Source organism: Nosocomiicoccus ampullae, assembly GCF_019357495.1.
Lineage (GTDB): Bacteria > Bacillota > Bacilli > Staphylococcales > Salinicoccaceae > Nosocomiicoccus > Nosocomiicoccus ampullae.
Genome location: NZ_CP079110.1, coordinates 48145 through 69139, shown reverse-complemented (window position 1 = coordinate 69139; position 20995 = coordinate 48145). Strand labels below are relative to the sequence as shown.

Annotated in this window: 20 protein-coding genes and 1 riboswitch; of the genes, 9 read left to right on the top strand and 11 right to left on the bottom strand. The window is 33.5% G+C overall.

Going from position 1 to position 20995, the window contains the following annotated elements; translation table 11 throughout:
- Nucleotides 1-4: 4 nt before the first annotated feature.
- Nucleotides 5-613, bottom strand: a complete 609-nt coding sequence (locus KPF49_RS00300; RefSeq protein WP_183672949.1) for a TetR/AcrR family transcriptional regulator — start codon at nt 611-613, stop codon at nt 5-7.
- A gap of 143 nt (nt 614-756) precedes the next feature.
- On the opposite strand from KPF49_RS00300, the gene KPF49_RS00295 reads away from it, so the two are divergent.
- A complete protein-coding gene (locus KPF49_RS00295; protein ID WP_219490124.1) occupies nt 757-2451 on the top strand; it encodes a YhgE/Pip domain-containing protein in 1695 nt (564 codons plus the stop codon).
- A 37-nt stretch (nt 2452-2488) separates the two neighbouring features.
- On the opposite strand, the gene KPF49_RS00290 is transcribed toward KPF49_RS00295, so the two are convergent.
- The 3 genes from KPF49_RS00290 to KPF49_RS00280 all read right to left on the bottom strand — a co-directional run bounded on the left by KPF49_RS00290 (nt 2489) and on the right by KPF49_RS00280 (nt 6221).
- Complete coding sequence (locus KPF49_RS00290) at nt 2489-3409, bottom strand: lactate/malate family dehydrogenase (RefSeq protein WP_183672947.1); 921 nt, start codon at nt 3407-3409, stop codon at nt 2489-2491.
- Nucleotides 3410-3544: 135 nt separating this feature from the next.
- Nucleotides 3545-4753, bottom strand: coding sequence for a sodium/glutamate symporter (gene gltS, locus KPF49_RS00285; RefSeq protein ID WP_183672946.1), 1209 nt, complete (start codon nt 4751-4753; stop codon nt 3545-3547).
- Between the two features lie 124 nt (nt 4754-4877).
- Nucleotides 4878-6221, bottom strand: a complete 1344-nt coding sequence (locus tag KPF49_RS00280; RefSeq protein ID WP_183672945.1) for a YjiH family protein — start codon at nt 6219-6221, stop codon at nt 4878-4880.
- A 42-nt stretch (nt 6222-6263) separates the two neighbouring features.
- Between KPF49_RS00280 and KPF49_RS00275 the strand changes: the two genes are divergently transcribed.
- On the top strand, nt 6264-7427 hold the full coding sequence (locus tag KPF49_RS00275; protein WP_183672944.1) for an aminotransferase class I/II-fold pyridoxal phosphate-dependent enzyme: 1164 nt from the start codon (nt 6264-6266) through the stop codon (nt 7425-7427).
- Nucleotides 7428-7458: 31 nt separating this feature from the next.
- On the opposite strand, the gene KPF49_RS00270 is transcribed toward KPF49_RS00275, so the two are convergent.
- Complete coding sequence (locus KPF49_RS00270) at nt 7459-7845, bottom strand: YolD-like family protein (RefSeq protein WP_183672943.1); 387 nt, start codon at nt 7843-7845, stop codon at nt 7459-7461.
- 72 nt (nt 7846-7917) lie between these two features.
- Complete coding sequence (locus KPF49_RS00265) at nt 7918-8331, bottom strand: HIT family protein (protein ID WP_183672942.1); 414 nt, start codon at nt 8329-8331, stop codon at nt 7918-7920.
- Nucleotides 8332-8463: 132 nt separating this feature from the next.
- Between KPF49_RS00265 and KPF49_RS00260 the strand changes: the two genes are divergently transcribed.
- On the top strand, nt 8464-10074 hold the full coding sequence (locus tag KPF49_RS00260) for a peptide ABC transporter substrate-binding protein (protein WP_183672941.1): 1611 nt from the start codon (nt 8464-8466) through the stop codon (nt 10072-10074).
- 43 nt (nt 10075-10117) lie between these two features.
- Here the strand turns inward: KPF49_RS00260 and KPF49_RS00255 are convergent, their stop codons facing one another.
- Both KPF49_RS00255 and KPF49_RS08115 read right to left on the bottom strand, forming a co-directional pair.
- On the bottom strand, nt 10118-11743 hold the full coding sequence (locus KPF49_RS00255) for an aryl-sulfate sulfotransferase (protein ID WP_183672940.1): 1626 nt from the start codon (nt 11741-11743) through the stop codon (nt 10118-10120).
- A gap of 102 nt (nt 11744-11845) precedes the next feature.
- Nucleotides 11846-11977: a hypothetical protein gene (locus KPF49_RS08115; protein WP_260173203.1), complete on the bottom strand. Its 132-nt coding sequence runs from the start codon at nt 11975-11977 to the stop codon at nt 11846-11848.
- Between the two features lie 230 nt (nt 11978-12207).
- Between KPF49_RS08115 and KPF49_RS00250 the strand changes: the two genes are divergently transcribed.
- From KPF49_RS00250 to ribH, 5 genes are all read left to right on the top strand, one after another.
- The gene (locus KPF49_RS00250; protein ID WP_183672939.1) at nt 12208-13623 is read left to right on the top strand and encodes a pyridoxal phosphate-dependent decarboxylase family protein; all 1416 of its coding nucleotides are present in this window, start codon (nt 12208-12210) and stop codon (nt 13621-13623) included.
- 88 nt (nt 13624-13711) lie between these two features.
- Nucleotides 13712-13839, top strand: a riboswitch (FMN riboswitch).
- Between the two features lie 110 nt (nt 13840-13949).
- The gene (gene ribD / locus KPF49_RS00245; RefSeq protein WP_183673124.1) at nt 13950-14981 is read left to right on the top strand and encodes a bifunctional diaminohydroxyphosphoribosylaminopyrimidine deaminase/5-amino-6-(5-phosphoribosylamino)uracil reductase RibD; all 1032 of its coding nucleotides are present in this window, start codon (nt 13950-13952) and stop codon (nt 14979-14981) included.
- 2 nt (nt 14982-14983) lie between these two features.
- Nucleotides 14984-15586, top strand: coding sequence for a riboflavin synthase (locus KPF49_RS00240; protein ID WP_183672938.1), 603 nt, complete (start codon nt 14984-14986; stop codon nt 15584-15586).
- Nucleotides 15583-16758: a 3,4-dihydroxy-2-butanone-4-phosphate synthase gene (gene ribB / locus KPF49_RS00235; RefSeq protein ID WP_246562743.1), complete on the top strand. Its 1176-nt coding sequence runs from the start codon at nt 15583-15585 to the stop codon at nt 16756-16758. The genes KPF49_RS00240 and ribB overlap by 4 nt, the downstream gene beginning before the upstream one ends.
- Before the next feature lie 11 nt (nt 16759-16769).
- Nucleotides 16770-17234: a 6,7-dimethyl-8-ribityllumazine synthase gene (gene ribH, locus KPF49_RS00230; RefSeq protein WP_183672936.1), complete on the top strand. Its 465-nt coding sequence runs from the start codon at nt 16770-16772 to the stop codon at nt 17232-17234.
- A gap of 83 nt (nt 17235-17317) precedes the next feature.
- On the opposite strand, the gene KPF49_RS00225 is transcribed toward ribH, so the two are convergent.
- Nucleotides 17318-18739: a sodium:solute symporter family protein gene (locus KPF49_RS00225; RefSeq protein WP_183672935.1), complete on the bottom strand. Its 1422-nt coding sequence runs from the start codon at nt 18737-18739 to the stop codon at nt 17318-17320.
- Nucleotides 18740-18982: 243 nt separating this feature from the next.
- Between KPF49_RS00225 and KPF49_RS00220 the strand changes: the two genes are divergently transcribed.
- Complete coding sequence (locus KPF49_RS00220) at nt 18983-19444, top strand: hypothetical protein (protein ID WP_183672934.1); 462 nt, start codon at nt 18983-18985, stop codon at nt 19442-19444.
- 28 nt (nt 19445-19472) lie between these two features.
- On the opposite strand, the gene KPF49_RS00215 is transcribed toward KPF49_RS00220, so the two are convergent.
- Nucleotides 19473-20018, bottom strand: coding sequence for a hypothetical protein (locus tag KPF49_RS00215; RefSeq protein ID WP_183672933.1), 546 nt, complete (start codon nt 20016-20018; stop codon nt 19473-19475).
- 76 nt (nt 20019-20094) lie between these two features.
- Nucleotides 20095-20907: a hypothetical protein gene (locus KPF49_RS00210; protein WP_183672932.1), complete on the bottom strand. Its 813-nt coding sequence runs from the start codon at nt 20905-20907 to the stop codon at nt 20095-20097.
- Nucleotides 20908-20995: the final 88 nt, after the last annotated feature.

The following is a 20995-nucleotide window of genomic DNA, read 5'->3' as shown; positions in this document are numbered from 1 at the left end:
AAGTTTACTCGTCCTTTTCCTTTGTTAATACTGATTTGAAGACTCCAGTTATCGTCATTAGCTCTAACATTTCCGCCATCTCTTTTGGAGTTTCCTTACACCCATTTTCTAACCATCGATAAATAATACCTAGATGTGCGTTAGATACATAAGTAATTAAATACTCACTAAGCGCTTCGTCAGAAAAATGAACATCTAATTCTTTTTGTTTTAATCTGTATATTTTATACATATGCTTCGAAAAATCTTCCATAAACTCTACTCGACCAACTGCAAGTGCAGTAGCATAAATTTTCGTTTGGTTATATTCGATATATTCAAATAATTGTTCAAGCATATCCTTTACTTGATGATCAGCGATTTCTGTTAAGCTATCCCCCGTAATATTTTTATAAATTAAGTTTTCCGCATCTTCAATTAGAGATTTTTGATACGACTGAATGAGCGCGTATTTATCTTTATAGTGACTATAATATGTTCCTCGGTTAATCATCGCTTTTTCACAGATGTCTTTAACCGTAATGTCTTCAAATTTTTTATCTTTTAATAATGTAACAATCGCATCATCTATACTTTTTAGAGTTTTTATTACTCGTAAATCTTTTTTTGTCATGGATACTCTCCTTTTAAACACAATGTATAAAAAACTGCAAATGATGAATGAATTCCTTGTAATTAAATCACGTGAGTATTATAATATTTTATTGTACTAAGTGTACAATAACTATAGTAAAAAAAGAAAGTAAAGGTGATTAAGTGCTACGAGATTTTAAGTTTATATTGAAAACTCCTGTCTTACTTATTTCACTTCTCGTTGTTTCAACACTTCCATTCATATATGCAATAACATTCTTAGGTGCGATGTGGAATCCATACGAGAACACAGAAGATATGAAATTTAACATCGTCAACGAAGATAAAGGAACCGAAGATATTAACGTTGGTGAGTCTTTAGTTGATGAGTTGAAAGAAGAAGACCGCTTAGACTGGCAGTTTACAGATCTAGATACTGCTAAAAAGGCGTTACAAAACGGAGATACTTACGGGTACATCGTTATTCCTGAAGATGCTTCAGAAAAAGCGATGTCGTTTCTAAAAGAAGATCCCGAGCAAGTAGAAATGTCGTTAAACTTAAACCCTGGACATAACTTCATTGGGGCGTTGATGTCAGAGCAGGTTGGACATTTCATCATCGAAGAAGTGCGTAAAGAAATTACAGATAACTACATTACAGCTATTGTCGATCAACTAAACTCTGTAGAATCGGATAGTCAAGATGCTCAAGAAGCAATTCAACAACTTTCTGACGGTGCAGATGAATTAAACAATGGTTTAATTGAAGCACATGATGCATCTGGACAACTCGTTCAAGGGGCAAATGAGTTAAATGACGGTGTAGGTCAATTAAATAATGGTGCAAATGAATTAAGCGATGGTACTGGACAGCTTGTTCAAGGTGAACAACAAATGACAGCTCAACTTCAACAGCTCGCTCAAATGGTTGGCCCACAAGGACAACAACTTGTTCAAGCACAGTCTCAACTTGAACAAGGCGCAGCACAAGCAAATGGTGGAGCAAATCAACTTGCACAAGGTACTAGTGAAGCAGCGAATGGTTCAAACCAACTCGCTGGTGGTATTTCTGAGTTAAATGGTGGTTTAGGTGAGTTACAACAAGGTTCTCAAGAGCTCTCAGACTCATTAAATGAAATTAACACTCAGTTTAAAAAAGTGTTAGATAAAATCGAAGAAGAAAACCTTGCATTTACTGAAGCAGGTGCAAAAGACATTGCACAACCGGTGCACTTAGAAACAAAAAACATAGTTGATACTCAAAACTATGGACAAAGTTTCGCGCCACTAATCGTTGCGATTAGCTTATTCATTGGGTCTATTACGTTTAACGTCGTTTACCCAAACAACAAAATTTTTGATGAAGATATTAACATCTTTAAAGCATGGTTTAGCCGTATGTTACTCTATATGGTTCATGCGCTACTAATTTCAACATTCATTACAGTTGTTGTTGACTTTATAATGCAAATAGAAATTAGTAGTCACTGGAGATTCTTCCTACTCAGTTACGTATGGTCATTATTAGCAATTACAATGATTGGTGCATTAGTAACGTTATTTGGTAACTTCGGTAAGTTCTTAAGTATCATCTTACTGATCGTTCAATTATCAGCGAGTGGTGGTACATTCCCTATCGAAACGACAAACGCAATTTACCAAAAACTTTATGAATTCTTACCAATGTCATATACAGTCATTGGTTACAGAACAGCAATATTCAACCAGGCATTCGACCACGAATTTAGTACAATCATCTACGTATTACTCGGAATGCTCGCTGGTGCGATGTTATTCATCTTATTACTGTTCTTCTTAAAAGATAAATTCCCAAGATATAGAGCACTCACAAGCAGACTTAGTCGCTTAGAAGCATAGAAACTTTAAAGGACACCTCCTAAGAGAGGTGTCCTTTTTATAATTCAATTGCCTGTTTAATATATTCAACCGCTTCAGTAAGTGCTGATTGTTCGTCATCTGATAATTCAATTTCAAGACGTTGCTCGATTCCATCTTTTCCAATGATTGTTGGAAGTCCATACGCGACTTCTTTATAGCCGTATTCGTTTGATTCTGACGTAACTGAATAAATAGATTTTTCATCGAATACGACAGATTTTGCAAGATCTACAGTAATTCTTGAAATTGCTGAGTTTGTCCATCCTTTATTTGAAAAGACTTCAAATGCTACTTGGTCGATGCTTTCTGTTACTTTATCTTTATCGATTGAAGGCTTTCCTGTTAAGCGTTCAAATTCTTCTAAATCCATACCAAAGATTCTTACTTTACTCCATACAGGTACTGCGTGTTTACCATGTTCTCCAATCACAAATGCATCTATACTTTTTGGATCGATATCATAGTGGTCTGAGATGAGAGTTTTAAACCTCGCCGTCTCTAGCATCGTTCCTGTACCAATTATTTTTTTCTTATCATAATGTTTACTGCCGATATAAGTAATCGTGTCCACAGGATTTGAAACATTTAAAATAATTGCTTCTTTCGTTACACTTTCAATATTTTTAATGACATCTTCAATAATTTTTTTATTTCCCTTAGCAAGTGCCACCCTATCTGCCATATTAGCTTCAGTAACGATACTTGCTGTAATAATAACTAAATCCGCGTCTTTTAAATCATCATAGCTACCTGCGTAGATTTTAACGCGTGGTGTACCATTTGCTCCAGTGACATGATGGTGGTCAAGCGCTTCACCACGTGCTACTTTTTCATTTTCATCGATTAATACAATTTCTTTAAATAACTGTTCACGTTGCACATCTGTTAATATTTGACTTCCGACTCTTCCGAGTCCGATAATTCCAAGTTTTGACATCGAAAAAATCCTCCTAAATTTAAGTTGATTCTATTATAATAGATATCACATATTTAATGTCAGAAAATTTAAAATTTTTATGATAAAAAATCTATATCTCGTTATAAAATAAAAAAAGCAGCGAATGCTGCTTTTTTATGAGAATAAGTTAATTGTCGCAAGTATAATCGGAACAGTTAATACCTCAATTAAAAAAGCTCCGACAATTGGTACGATTAGAAATGCCTTATGTGACATACCATGTTGTTGTGTGACAGAGTGCATGTTTGCCATCGCGTTTGGTGTTGCACCAAGCCCGTGTCCAATAAATCCTGCAACCATAATCGCACTGTCATAATCTTTTCCGAGTAATCTAAATAGAATCGTTGATGCAAATATTGCCATTAAAGCAACTTGTAAAATTAATGCCACGATAATTGGCAATACGTTACCTGAAATTTCACCTAAGTTGATACTCATAAGTGCCATCGATAGGAAAATTGCAAGTGTAACTTCTCCGACTAAAGAGTTTACTTTTAAGTTTAATACTTCTGGTTTTGAGCGGTCGATAATGTTACGTATTAATACCGCAACGAACATTGCTCCAACATATCCTGGTAACGAGAATCCCGTTGCTTCTGTGAACATATCTCCTAAATATGTTCCGACAGCCATACAAAATACAATTACAGTCGATGTATAAATAAATTGACTTGTTGTAGCAGTAACTGCACCGTCTCCTTCAAAATCTTCATCGTAATCATCTAAATTTACTTTTTTATCATCAATAGAAGGCTTTAAATCATATTTACGAATTAAATGTTGAACGATTGGACCTCCGATTAATCCTCCTGCAATTAAACCAAATGTTGCAGCTGCTAAGCCGATAGATAACGCTCCGTCAACACCCATCTGTTCTAATGTTGTACCGTAAGCCGTTACTCCTCCGTGTCCACCTTCCATCGCTGCTGTACCAAGTACAACCCCAAATAATGGATCTAAATTAAATAACTTCGCAACGCTAACTCCAACGACGTTTTGTAAAATCGCAATAACACCAGCTGCTAACCAGTAAATAACTAACAGCTTACCTCCAAGTTTCACAAGTGCAAAGCTCGCGCCAAGTCCAATTGTCGTGAAGAACGCAATCATAAATAGTGACTGGAAGCTCGTATCGAGTTTTATTGTAACGATATTTGTATTAGATAAAATAAGTATTAATATTGCAACAAGTAACCCTCCGACTACCGGAGCTGGAATTGCAAATCTGTATAGAATTTTAATTTTTTTAGTTAAGAAATCACCGAATAAATAGACTAAAAATGCAAGTAACACTGTAGTGATCTCATTTAGTTCGAGTACCATACTACAATACCTCCCTATATTTTAAATTTAAGAAAACGTTTGTAAGTTAATAAAGTTTACACTTCGACAACTATACTAGTATATCATGTAAATTTTAAAATATATAGGAGGTAAGATAAAAAAATTATACCGTCATAAATACAAGTTTAGCGATTACAAAAATAACTGGGAATGCAATAATTGTTCTAAGCACGAATATCAATACAAGCTCAAAAAAGTTAATATTTAACTTACTTTTTAATAGCAATGCTCCGATATCTGCCATATAAATCAGCTGTGCCATCGTCGTTGCAGCGATTATAAATCTTGTAAATTCATCTTCAATACCACTTCCTACAATTGGCCCTAAGAAAATATCTGGAAAGCCAACGAGTAACGATGGTCCTGCTAGATCAATTTGTTGCATGCCAAACACTTGAAGAATAGGTTGAAGTGGTAGACTTAACCAATAAAATAATGGTGTGAATTCTACTGCAATCATTGCTAATGTTGCTAGTGCCATAATTACCGTCGTTAAATTGAACCACATTTCAAATACAGAAACTATACCTTCTTTAATTAATTTAAACGGATTTTCTTCTTTTTCAGCACGATCAAACATTTGATCGACTGCATATTCTATCATTCCGCAGTCTTCTGGAATGGTTTCATCTGGATCAACTTTACTATCTACTAAGTACTCATCTGATTTCCAAGAAACTGGAGGAATTCTTACCATTACAATCGCGGTAACTATCGAAGCTACAACCATTGCACCGTAAATTTGTAAAAACATATGTTCCATACCAATCATCTTCGTCATGACTAGACTAAACGGAATTGATACAACTGAAAAGTTCGTAGCGATTGCAGTCGCTTCTTTTTGAGTATATAGTCCTTCTTCATATTGTCTAAGAGTAATGAGTACTCCAATTGGTGCTGCACCCATCCAAGAAGCCACAGCGTCTACTCCAGAGCGCCCAGGGGCTTTAAATAATGGTCGGATTATTTTACTTAAAAGAACACCGATAAATTCTGTTAAACCAAAATTTAAAAGAATGGGCATTAGAAATCCTGCTAAAAAGAACCATACAATTAAAACAGGTAATACGTCATTTAATACCATGAGTCCTGTATCTTCATTAACTACCCATTCTGGGCCGACTTTAAAAAATGCCATCACTAAAAACGTAAATCCAATCAACTTAATCGTTGTCCATACAAAGCCTTCATCTAGCATTTTTAAAAATGGAATTTCAGTTTTTAATATTTTCTGTATAATGAAGAGTATAGTCGAAACAATTCCAATCGTTACAACTAACAGGGGTAAAAAATCACTAAAGTATTTCATAATATAATCAGCGATTACCCCTAGCATTATCGTCCATTTACCATCAATATGTATAGGTAATAAAAACAGTACAACACCGATAATGTTCATAACGATTGATAACGCTTTCGTTTTTGTTGAGTATTTCTTATCTTTCATACTTTAACATCCCTTACCGATTTTTCTAGGAGGTCATAATTCATGGAAAAGCAATTAAACAATAACATCCAAAACATCGAAGTACCTGGTACTCGTCAATTCTCTAATAAAGTTGATCAGTATCCTGATAGTGTCGACTTAACACTTGGCCAGTCTGGTTTTGACACACCAGAGCCAATTCGTAAAGCAATGGTCGATGCAATTAATAATAATAAATTACGTTATACTCATAATCGTGGTTTATTAGAATTACGTCAAGTAATTTCTGATTATATTTTTGATCGTTTTAATGTACGTTACAGTCCTGAAGAAGAGATTGTCGTTATGACAGGTGGTTCTGAAGCAATAGATAATATTTTAAGAACTATTTTAAACCCAGGTGACGAAGTCATTTTACCTGCACCATCATATTTAGGCTATGAACCAATTATTAAGTTATGCGGTGCAAAAGTTGTCTACGTCGATACGACAAAAACAGATCTCGTCCCAACAGCAGATTCAATTAAAGAAAAAATTACTGATAAAACAAAAGCAGTACTTTTCAACTACCCAACAAATCCAACAGGTACGTCACTCTCATATGAAAACATCAAAGAAATCGTCGAAGTATTAAAAGATAAAGATATTTTTATCGTGACAGATGAAATTTATAGCGACAACGTCTATGAAGGTAAACACCACTCATTTATGGAGTTTGAAGAAATCCGTAACAAATTATTCGTCGTGAATGGATTATCTAAGTCACATGCGATGACGGGGGCACGTATTGGATATATTTTATCAACACCTGAACTTTCAGATTTAGTAAATACGGTACATTTATATAACACAATATGTGCATCTACACCATCACAATACGGTGCAATTGCAGCATTTAGAGATGTTCCTAAAGAAGATTTAGAGGCGATGAATGATGCTTATAAAACACGACGTGACTATTTATTTGATCGACTCACGGGCATGGGATTACCCGTAGAAAAGCCAACAGGGGCATTCTATATCTTTCCTGATATTAGTGAATATAGCAACGACTCATTCCAGTTCTGTTTAGATTTAATCGAACAAGAACAGCTCGCAGTTGTCCCCGGTGCGTCATTCTCACCTTATGGTGAAGGCCACATTCGCTTATCATTCGCTGCAACGATGGAAGAACTTGTTGAAGCATGCAACCGACTCGAAAACTTCTTAAAAAATTATAAGAAATAACACATTTGGCTAGACTTCGGTCTAGCCATTTTCATTTAAATAAGTTCCCGCCTTTTTGAATTTCATAAATATGATAAAAATAAATTGGTAAAATCGTATTGTTCTTACGTACAATAATCATGTTCGTTTCTTTACTAATACTTTCTACATCACATTCCATCATAATTTCTCGTCCATTCGACCAGTAACGGATAATCGCCGTTTTACCAAGTAATTCGTGAACTATACGTTCATTATGTTCGATTATATCTTGTGTCAACTTTGGATAATCTTTTTTCAGTTGACTCTGAATCATTTGATTTACATTTTCATATTGTTCAGGCATCGTTGCAAAAGGCATCCATTTAATCATGCCACGCCCAGCTGGTATATTAGAATTGAGTTCTTCATAAGGAATATTTCTATAATCAAGAATCATCTCCACCATCTCCTTGATTTTATTATACGAACATATGTTCCTATTTTCAACATTAAAAAAGAGAGGAGGAAATTATCCTTCTCTCTTTTTCTTCTCTGCTCGTTTTTCTTTAAGTTCTTTAAGAGACTTTTCAACATCGATAGAATCATCCGCAGGAACCTCAAAGTTAATATTGTCCGATTCTTCTCTTGGAATAAAGTGAAAATGTACGTGCGGCACAGATTGTCCCGCTCTTTTTCCGTTGTTACTTACAATATTATAATCTTTAAACATATCCATCGTCGCAACTTTATGCATTAAAGCAATTAAATCATTACGCACGACTTTATTATCGATATCTCCAAATGTTTCAAAATGCATCTTCGGCATTACTAAAACATGCCCTTTAGATGCTGGAGACTTATCTAAAATCGCGATGCTATAAATGCTTTCTCTTACAAGATGGTAATCTTTATTTTTAATCAGATCACAAAATACACAATCCATATAATCACTCCCTTAATTAATATACTAGATTTCAAACAATTAATTTAGAATTGTGCTTATTTTTAAAAAGTTGTTGATATTTTCAGAATATTTATTATAATCAATAAATATAAACTTTAGAGGAGAATGTTAATGAAGAGATTATTCGTGTTTTATTTACTGATATTCACCGCTTTATTGAGCGCGTGTGACTTTGGAGAAGATAGTGCTTCAAATGATGGAGAAAAAGTAATCAATCTTTCTATTGCTACAGATCCACCTGCACTTCATCCATTATTATCTACAGATACGACTTCACAAATTCTAGTTCAAAACGCTTTTGAAGGACTGACTCGTATCGACAAAGATGGTGAAGTAACAAATGCGTTAGCTGAAGATATTCAAGAAAGTGAAGATAAAAAAACATATACATACACAATTCGTGATGCGAACTGGTCTAATGGAGATAAAGTAACCGCACAAGATTTTGAATACGCATGGAAATGGGCATTAAACCCTGAAAATGGTGCTGATTCTGCATACTTACTGTATTACATTGAAGGCGCACAAGATTATAACACTGGCGAAGGGAACGAAGAAGATGTTGGTATAAAAGCTTTAGACGACAAAACGTTAGAAGTCACGCTTAATAATCCAACACCTTACTTTAATGAGTTAGTGTCAAATACAATTTACACACCACTCAACCATAAGTACGTTGAAGAAAATCCAGACTGGCATAAAAATATAGGTACAGAGGAATACGTCGTTAATGGTCCTTTTGAAGTGAGTGAATTCAAAAGTTCAGACAAAATTGTATTAAAAAAACGTGATGACTACTGGGATAAAGATAACGTTGATCTCGACGTTGCAAATATTAATATTATCGATTCAGCAGCAACAGCTTTAAAAGAATTTGACTCTGGTAATCTAGACTATCTTGGAAGTTCATATAATACTATCGATTTAAACGCACTTGATCGTTTTAAAGAAGAAGATAAACTCGACGTTCAAGACCAAGTGGCGACTTATATGCTTGTGTTTAACACGGAAGAAGATATTATAAATAATAAAAATATCCGAAAAGCTTTAACGATTGCAATCGATAGAGAAGGTCTTATTGAAAACGTAACAAAAGGTGAGGAGACTCCTGCAACAGGATTAGTACCTCAAACTGTAAAAGGATTTGAAGGGCCTACAGGATATTTTGAATCTAACGACTTAGATGAAGCTAGAGAAGCTTTAGACAAAGGTATTGAAGAATTAGGATTAAATGGTCCTGAAGATATCAAAATTAGCCTGTCTTACAACACAAGTGAAGCACATGCTGCAATTATGCAGTACATCCAACAAGGTTGGAAAGATAACTTAGGAATCGATGCTACGTTAGACAATAACGAATGGCAAGTGTATTTACAAAAATTAAGTGAGGGCGATTTCCAAGCAGGACGTCTTGGTTGGACAGGAGATGTTAACGATCCTGAGTACTTCCTAAACATTTACAAAAACCTAGGTGGTAATAACCAAACAAGATGGCATAACGAAGAATATGCAAGCCTTCTTGATCAATCTGCTACAGAAACAGATCCAGACAAAAGACTCGAATTAAACAAAGAGGCTCATAAAGTGTTTGTAAACGATTATCCAATTGCACCAATTTACCACTACACTCAGCTTTCAGTAAAACAAGACCGTGTGAAAGAAATGCCAGCAGATATCTTTGGTAAAGCACAATTAAAATACGTTAAATTAGAGGATGAATAGAAAACAACGCCTGTTTTACAGGCGTTGTTTTTGTGTTATTATTTTACTCTTCCTCATCTCTAAGCACTTCTACTACGTAATCTTCTGACAATAACGGCAAGCGATATATACCGTCAATTGGGCCACGTAATTCGTTAATTCCTTGGACATATACTTCTGATATTTTTTCATTTTTTTCACGGTTTAATTCAATAATTTTAGATTCAGTACTTTCTTCATTTTCTAAAGTAAATGGTACAAGAACATTATCAGATGCTTTGTCATACGAGAGATGTACGCTACTGTCACTAAGATAATTCTTTTGTAACATGTTGTGGTATGATGTGATTTCTTCTAGATTTTCTTCTGAACGATTAATTCTGTATTGTACAATCCTATTGTATGCTTCATTTTCATATAAATAACCATCATATACTAATATATCTAACGTCGACGCGTTATCATCTTGATCAGGTAATACCTCTATGTCATATGGACTTATTGGAATTTCATCCGAAGATTCAATTATTTTTTCTCCAAGTCCATCATCTTCTTTAGGCCATTCATCTTCATTTGCAATAATCCAGTTGAATTCAATCTCTGGATATTTAATTTCTGCGATAATGTTTTGATTTAAAAATGACACAATTAAAGTATCATCTTCTGTTTGTGAAACACTGCTTTGGCTTAGCCAGTCTTTACTTTCCGTATACTTGTAAAATGATTCTGGGAGTATTTCTTTAAAGTTAACAACGTTCAATACTTTTCCATTATCCCAGTCGACTTCAATCATCGCGTCTTTAATATAGTCATCTTTATTGTTATGAACAAGCATTAAAATATTACCATTATTTAGCGTTATAATGTCGTTATGAATTGGTTTCTCTCCGTCATAATGAGACTGTGAATATGTGTATGCTTTATATATTCTTCCGACTGGGTCAATTTCAATCAAGTCATTAAAGAGTTTCGTATCTTCTTCGGTTTCTGACACTGTATTTAAAATAAAATGACCCGTTTCTTCGTTGTAATTAAATATTTCCGATGACTCATTTGTGAGTAGAAAACGAATATCACCAGCGTTATCTACACCAAATAATTCACCGCTTGATGGCTTCATATACGTCAGTCCATCATTAATTTTCAATTCATTTTTCTGCGTTATTTCAGCAGTATAAAAATCACTGTCAATATCTTCCGTTTCAACGGCTAAGTCGTGCGTTAACACTTCACCATTTTCATTTTCAACTTCCAACTTAACGTTATTTACTTGTCCTGCGTAAAGTCCCATCAGTGGAATTTCGTGACGCACAGAATATTTTTTTGTGGTATAAGAATACTCCGTATCTTTTGTTTTTCCTTCTACAGTATATGTGATTTGTGTTGGCTCATCCGTTGTAAATAATACATAGGCTGATAAAGGACTATTTCCATAAGGATTGACGACTACAAAAGGATTATCATATGTATAAGTATCTTCGTAAAATTTTTCGTTAATTTCATCATCTTTCTTTTTAATCTCTTTAATAACTTCCTTGTTATTATCTAGTTTATAAAATTCCTCGTTAGATTCGATGATTTCCTCAATTTCTTCGACAATCTTTTCTTCCTTATCCTCAGTTGCTTGATCTACCTGATTTGAGCAACCAGCAATCATGATAATCAGTATGGATAATCTCAGTTTTCTCATCTGTATAACTCTCCCGTTATTTAGTAAAAAATACTCCCCGTAAAGCAATACAGTAAAACTGCATGTTTTATGGGGAGTATTTTCTAATATTCATTAGACAGATTATCTATTTTTCTTTTTATTGTAACTATTTTCCTCAAGCACTAGCGATGCTAGGAAAAAGAGCATGAATACTGGAATTGCGATAAAGAATCCCATGAACAGCCAATCTGTTACTGCACCTAAAACGAACATTTTCATTACTCCTTTACAAAGTACTAGATAAAATAAATAAGACTAAAATTTGAGTAGTCATATTTACTATATATACAGTCTTACATCTATCTTAGCATTTTATGACGAACTATCCTATAGTTTTTATAAAAAATAAAACGTTTTACCATACTACATGTAAGGAATTCATAGATTATATAGAATAATGTTAGTTATACTTTAATTAACGATCAAAGAAGGGAGCTACTTTTATGAACTTTAATGAGAAAAATATTGATCTAGAAACAATTATTCGTGATGAGGTCAATAAATATTTAAATCAGGATGTCAGTCGCTTAAATGCAACTGAACAAGCACCAAAAGAATTAACTCAAAAATACGAAAAAATGCCTATACCTAAGGTCGGTAGAGATATTTACGAAGTACTTTCGGAGTTAAACAACGAAGTATTAACTTATTTATATCGTCCTAACCATAAACGTGCATTTTCATTTATTCCTGGTCCTGCATCAAGGCTATCTTGGCTGGGGGATATTTTAACAACAGCAAATAACATCCATGCCTCAAATTTTAAAAATGCGACACTACCAATTAGTATCGAAAGAAATTTAATTAACTATCTTGCAGATAAAATTGGATACGAGGTAAAACCAAGTGGTGGAGTGTTTGTTTCTGGTGGATCGATGGCAAATCTAACGGCCGTCGTTACAGCACGTGACAGAAAAGTATCGCTAGACAAACTTACTAAAACGACAGTGTATTTAACATCTCAAACACACCATTCAGGTCGTAAAGCATTACACGTCGCAGGATTTCCATCTGAAAATATTCGTATTATTGACCATAATGAAGACTTTACAATGAACGTTTCACATTTAAAAGAAACGGTCGAAAAAGATGTGAAAAATGGATATATACCGGCCCTCGTTATTTCTACAGCAGGTACAACGAATACAGGTGCAGTTGATGACTTTAATAAAATCGCAGATATTTGTGAAGCGTATAATATTTGGCAACACGTCGATGGGGCATACGGAGCGTCACATTTACTATCTACAAAAGGTAAATCATTATTTAAAGGAATTGAGCGCTCTGATAGCGTTACTTGGGACGCACATAAGCTACTATTCCAAACGTATAGTTGTGCAATGATTATTGTAAAAGATAAAAACAACCTTATTAACAGTTACGGTGAAAAAGCAGAGTACCTCGACGATATCACGTCAGATGACGATGTAATCGATCCAGAAATGCTTGGTATCGAGTTAACTCGACCAGCACGTGCTGTAAAATTATGGTTAACGTTACAAGTAATTGGTGAAGATGAATTTAGAAAACGTATCGACTATGGTCAGGAACTTGCAGAATACACAAAAGATTACGTAGAATCATTAGACGATTTTGAAATTATCTCACAGCCGAGTCTATCTATTTTAAGCTTTAGATATTATAACGACTCATTTACTGATGAAGAAAACGATCATTTGAATAATCTTGCAGCTAAAAAACTTGCCGATTCAGGTTACGGTGTTGCATATACAACGACTTTAAACAATAAAAAAGTATTCCGTATGTGTACAATCAATCCAGAAACTACAGAAAGTGATATTAAAGAAACAATCGACCGATTAAATCGATATATTTTAGAAGAAGTAAAAGAAAAGTAAACTTGTATATTTTTAGAAAGTTGTATATTGTATAAGTGTCAGAAATTTTCTGACATCCTCAATATGTTGTATTGAATACAGTTAAATATGTTTCTTTCGGGGCTTGGTGAAATTCCAAACCGGCAGTAATAGCCTGCGACCCGTATAAGTGATTATACGGCTGATCTAGTGAATATCTAGAGCCGACAGTTAAAGTCTGGATGGGAGAAAGAAAAACGACAACTTAATGTTTATTTAAGTTGCTTATTTAGTCTATTCTTTTTTAGATATACTGCCCTTGAAATTTATTTTCAAGGGCTTTTTATTGAGGTGATTTAAAATTGTATATGGATTTTTTAATGAATCTTGTACATATTACGAAAGGACAAACAGGTGTAAATCCACCTGTTGCTGCAGTTATTTTGAAAAGCGGAAGAATTGTTGGATTTGGTGCACATTTAAAACAAGGTGGCGCACATGCTGAAATTGAAGCGATTAAAATGGCTGGTGAAAACTGTCAAGATGCGACTATGTATGTGACGTTAGAACCATGTTCACATCATGGTAAAACCCCGCCTTGTGTTGACCAAATAATCGATGCAAAAATTAAACGCGTCGTCTATGCAGTAAAAGATGTTACGTTAAATTCCGGTGTGAACAAATTAAAAGCACACGGTGTAGAAGTTGAACATGTTCCACATGAAACTCTCACAGAGTTTTACGATACATTCTTTAAATCTAAACACTCTCAGTTACCCATTACAACTGTAAAAGTATCTAGTACGCTAGATGGTAAAGTTGCGAATGACTTTAAGGAGAGTAAGTGGATTACAAATAAGAGTGTAAAGTTAGATGTTTTTAAACTTAGACATGCGCACGATGCAATTATAACTGGATATGGTACGATTCAAGAAGATAATCCAGAATTAACTACACGTATTCCAGATGCCAAAGATCCAACACCAATTATTCTTTCTAGAAAAGGAAACATTGATTTTTCATTAAAAATTTTTAACCAACAAAATCGCGAGGTTATTATTTTTACTGAGAACGATAATTTACGCGCACCAAACTCTAATATTAAATTAATTCATCTTGAAAATTGCGACGTAGAGACTATTTTAAACAGACTTTACATTTTAGGTTTTGGACGCGTCTTAATTGAAGCAGGACCTAATGTTTCAAGTCAATTTTTAAATTCAAATGTAATTACGAACTTCATCCTATATTTAGCCCCGAAATTAATAGGTGGAAGTGGTAAATATCAATTTTTTAAAACAGATGATGTATTTCCACTTCACTCACTTCCAAATTTTTCTTGTGTACATACAGAACATATTGATGATAATCTCAAACTCATTTTTAAAAAGGAGATTTAAATATGTTTACAGGTATTGTAGAAACTACAGGCACAGTAGCAAATATTAAAAAGACTGATGAACTTCTAACTCTAACTATCCATTCAGAAAACTTCTTAGATCATATCTCTATTGGAGATTCAATTAGTGTAAACGGCACATGCTTAACAGTAACTGCGTTTACATCTAATACTTTTAGCGTTGACGTTATGAATGAAACGAGAAAAATAACGACAGTAGATGAATTAAAATTGAATAACGAAGTAAATCTTGAACGCTCCCTAACAGCTAATAAAGAAATCGGTGGACATTTTGTAACAGGACACGTTGATTGCACAGGCGTTATAACAGCATTACAAAATAATGATAATACACATATATTCACAATTAAAATTCCCGATAATTATAAATCACATCTTATGAAACAAGGTTCTATAACAGTTGATGGTATTAGTTTAACAATATTCGACGTATTAGATAATGAATTCAAAATTCATATTATTCCAGAAACACTAAGAGTCACGACGTTAAAATATAAAAATATCGGAGATATCGTTAACATCGAAACGGATATGATTATGAAGTATGTCGATCATATTTTAAAGAATCGTGAGGTGCATGCTTGATGTTTGATTCAATAGAAGCAGCGTTACAAGATTTAAAAGCAGGTAAAATGGTAATTGTAGTCGATGATGAAGATAGAGAAAACGAAGGAGATTTAATTGCAGTTGCAGAATGGATGAATGATGACACCGTCAATTTTATGGCAACACATGGACGAGGGTTAATATGTACGCCAGTTTCAAAAAGTATCGCTAATAGTATCGGCTTAAAACCAATGGTGCAAAATAATACAGACCCTTACGGTACAGCCTTTACAATAAGTATCGATCATAAAGACACAACAACTGGTATAAGTGCTTATGAGAGAACTCTTACAATAAGAAAATTACTTGAAGATGATATAAAAGTAGATAGCTTTAATCAACCTGGCCATGTATTTCCATTAATCGCTAAAGAAAATGGAGTATTAGAACGTGTCGGGCATACAGAAGCTGCTGTAGACTTAGCGAAACTTACAGACGCAAAACCAATCGGTGTGATTTGTGAAATTATGAATGATGACGGTACTATGGCAAGAGTTGATGATTTAATTCAATACAAAGAAAAGCATGATTTAAAGTTAATTACGATTAAAGATTTAGTTGCGTATAGACAAAAAACTGAAATGAATGTTAATCGAGTTGCATCTGTAAATATGCCAACACAATATGGCGAATTCAAACTCGATGCGTACATCGATATTAATGGTGCAGAACATCTCATGATTTATAATAAAAAAGAAAATAACATGTCTGTTAGAATACACTCTTCGTGTGTTACTGGAGATATATTTCATAGTGCACGTTGCGACTGTGGAGAACAGTTAAATAATGCTATGCGTTATATAGAAAATAACGGTGGTGCGATACTTTACCTGTTTCAAGAAGGACGAGGTATAGGGCTGGTTAATAAGTTAAAAGCTTATGAATTAATTAAACAAGGTTATGATACTGTTAGTGCAAATACCGCGTTAGGATTTGATGCAGACTTAAGAACATATGAAGTCGCAGCTCATATTTTAAAATATAACAATATCGATACTATTCAACTGCTTACAAATAATCCAGATAAAATTAATAAGATAAAAGATCTAGGTATAGAAGTATCAAAAAGAGTTCCGCTAATAATTGAAAGTAATCCACACAATAATCATTACTTAATTACCAAGATAAAAGAGATGGGACATTTACTGTAGGAGGAAAAGAAATGGTGTATGAAGGTAATCTAAACGGAGAAAATTTAAAAATTGCAATAGTTGTTGCGCAGTTTAACGATTTTATTACAAGTCGTCTATTAGAAGGATCTAAACAAACGTTAATTAAACACGGCACAAAAGAAACAGACATCGATATTTTCAATGTACCTGGTGCATTTGAAATTTCATATGTTGCGAATCGTTTGTCTAACAAAAAAGATTACGATGCTATTATTACATTAGGATGTGTAATCAGAGGGGCAACAACACATTATGATTATGTATGTAGCGCTGTAACAAACGGAGTCAATCAAGCAAATATTAATGGTAATACACCCGTTATATTTGGTGTTATAACAACTGAAACAATTGAACAAGCAATTGAACGTGCAGGAACTAAATCTGGTAACAAGGGTGTGGATTGTGCAGTTGCAGCAATTGAGATGGCACATCTATCAAAATCTATATTAAAATAACGCTAACCGTTATTTTAATTGACCATGTCAACTATATTTTTTAAATGTTTTTAATAAATATTAATAACGCATATCATTACTAATTAGTAATGGTATGCGTTATTTTTGTTATTGATTTGTGATGCTAATATAAATACTATTAGCGATACTGGTAGTCCTATCATAATTGGGTGAAGTTCAAATGGATGGCCAAGTATCTGCCAAATGATTGCAGTTATGAGTCCAGCCCACATTGAGTAAAGTCCTGCTACTTTTGATACACGTTTCATAAATAATCCTGCTGTAACAGGAACAAGTAATCCTGACACTGACATTGCTGTACCTGTAACCATTAAATTGACAAGTCCTGGTATCGTTAAGGCCATAATGAGTGATACTACAGAAACAATGACAACTGACAATCTACTGTATTTCAACATCTCTTTATCATCTTTTGTTTTAACATTCGGTTTAATAATATCATTCGCAATAGAGGAAGACCCTGCAATAAAGAATGAGTCTGCACTTGAGATAACAGCTGCAAGTAATATTACAATCATAAATATAACAAGTGCAAATGGAAATACCGATTGTACGACATAATAGAATGTCAGTGATGTTTCTTCTACTTCTATGTTTAATCCGTATTTACTATAAATACCGATCAGTATCGTAATTGCACCTAAAATAATTGCAATAATCATTGAGATCCAATACGCATTTTTCGCTGTATTTAAACTTTTTGCTGCCCATATTCTTTGCCATACATCTTGTCTAATAAATTGATAGCATGCAAGTGTTAATAGGTAAACAAGTATTTCTTTCGGCGTTATATTCGTAACGCTAAGCATTGCTTTTTCGCCCATTGACTCTGCGTTTATAATCATCTGACTAAAACTATCTGATTGTTGCAGTACTGCTATAAGTAAAATAAAAATACCGGCTGTAAGTAAAAGTCCTTGTATAACATCTTGCCATACGACGACTTTTAATCCTCCAACATATGTTTTAAAGCTTAAGAATAGCCACCCTAAAATAATTCCTACAGTCATATTTAAACCAATTGTTAAATTTAAAATAGATGCAATCGCAACAAACTGCATGCCTGTCATTGAACAATATGCAAACAAGAAACTAATTGCAGTTGGGATTCTTGCCGCTTCACCGTATTTTAGCGCAGTAAAATCTCCGATTGTTACCATATTATATTCTTCTCCGATTAAACGGATTTTCTTTAAAAAGAATGAAGCAAGTACAATAACCGCAAATAGCATTGTTATATGTATCCACATTTGTCCCATTCCGAGTACACGTCCATTTTCTGTATACCCAAGAAGTGTCGCACCGCCGACCCCTGTTCCAACAAATGTCAGTATAAGTGGAAACATCGATACATTTCTACTTGCGATATTATAATCTTCGTAAGTCTTAACCTTACGACCTAGAAATATCGTCATCACTAATAACAATAGAAAGTAAATAGTGATTACTATTTTTAATGTCAAAGATTCATCAACACTAAACATTCTATATCCTCCATATACTACTGTTTTGTCACTGTTAGCTTACCATCAACCATTTCAAATCCACTAAGTTTGACGTCTGAAGTATAAACCCTTTTTTATTTAATCGCAACTTTGCGAGTGCTTTTCATCAAGTGAATAATTTCTTTAATATAACTTTCATAATTACTATAGGCATACCTGTTATTTATGAGGGAAAAAATTAATGTACAATAGACTATAAGATATGTATTAAAGAGGGATATTATGGGACGAGATATTTGGGAAACAAAAGTACGCTCTATAAAATTAACCGATAATTTAAAAGATTGCGCACAACTATTAAGTGGACTTCACAACAATTCTTCAGAAGCATCTCTAAAGCAAATTAAAAATTTTTTATCTGATAATAACTATAGAATATTTGGACTCTATGATCCGTTTAATGATTGGAAATTATTATCAGTAATTACTTTTTCTTTAGATAAACTCAACGATATCAATATAATTACAGTTCATGATTTCATTACACAAATTGATGAAAGAAGTAAAGGATATGGAGAGCATTTACTCGCTTATGTAGAAGAAGAGTGGGCAGAAAAGAAGCGTTATAGCAGCGTTATTATTTCTATTAATAACAAAAATGAAAGACTTGAAAATTTCTTAGTTAATCATATGAATTATAGCTTTTATAAGGATAAATATATTAAAAATATAAATAACGCATAACATTATAAAGCGTCTCAGTAGAGACGCTTTATTTTTTCTTTACTCTATCAAATATAGAAGATAATTTCTTATCAGATAAATCATCTTCTATATTTAAGTCATCATTCACACAATGAATAACATAATAATTTTTATACCATCCATAAACAAAACCTATTTTATAATCATAGCGTAATCTTGAATCTGGAGATTCTACTTCAATCGCAATTCCTATAGGTACTTCTTCTTCAATATTTCTTTTCATTGCACGTTCCACTGCATTTAATTCCTCATTTAGTTCGTGATGATATAAATATATAGAAGAACCATCATCTAATTTTAATAATGGAATATGTTCATGTGTATGTGTACGTTTTTTACCCGTAGTTTCTTTAATAGATAAAATATAATCAGAATCTTTCGGTTTATAAAGACCCGCTTCTGCACTAAATAACGACACTTTTTCATCTATATTAGGAACATGCTGATAAAAAAACTCACCATTTTTATTATTCATGGATCTAAACCATTTAAGTCCAATATTATGTTTATGTGTGAGTTTACTTGAGAAATGTCTAAAATCAATGTGTTTCATAAAATATCCTCCTTAAAAAAACATTAGAGGTTTAACTTTACAACAAAACTTCATTTTTAATATTACTTATAAAGTGCTATTCGTATAAAGATAAAATTCTACGCCATTCTTCCTGGGCAGCCTGATCTTGAGAAACTTTAAATTCATCTATATTATATTTAATAATGTCTGTTATTTCACCATCATCTGTATATTCACTAAATCCGGTTGATAATCCCAATGGACCAATTAATTCATATACAATACCATTATCTACTAGCATGTATTTGTGTATATCAGTATCTGGTTTCGCAATTGTACTATACCCTGATGCAATAATAATATCTGGATGATCTTCATCTCTGCCATAGTCCTCAGTAATTGGTTGATAGAATGCTACACCACCAATCGCATGTAGCTCAAATGCTTCCCAACCAGGATTATTTAAATCTTGTGCTTGTACAATGCCATGTGGTGTTCTAGCTGCCCAGTCACCACGACCCCCTGCACCATGACCAAAATAATAATCTGTTACAGCCATCGCACCAATTTCAGCACGCTCAACTGCCCATTCATAGAATATTTCAGTCATTTCTTGCTTTTCTTCATCAGTATATTGTTTTACAGCTATAGTGCTTTCTTTCTCTTTATTCTTTTGTCCCTTTTTGTTTTCTGCTTTTTGCTGACGTTCTTTGGTCTCGTCATTTTCTTTGGCGTTATCTCTTTCATTTTCTTTTTCATGAGTATTTTTCTCTTCTGCTTCTTCTTTTTCTTTATCTGTTTCTTCGGTGTCTTCACTTGCTTTTCTTTCTACAACGTTTTCTGATACTAATTCTGCATCGTTATCATTTGAACATGCAACTAGTGTAAGTATCATTATTAAAGATAAGAATCCAAATTTCTTTTTCATAGAATCATCCTCTATTACGTATATAATTAAATAATATCATATTAATATTTAAAATTATTTACTATTTACATCATTTTAAAATAAAAAT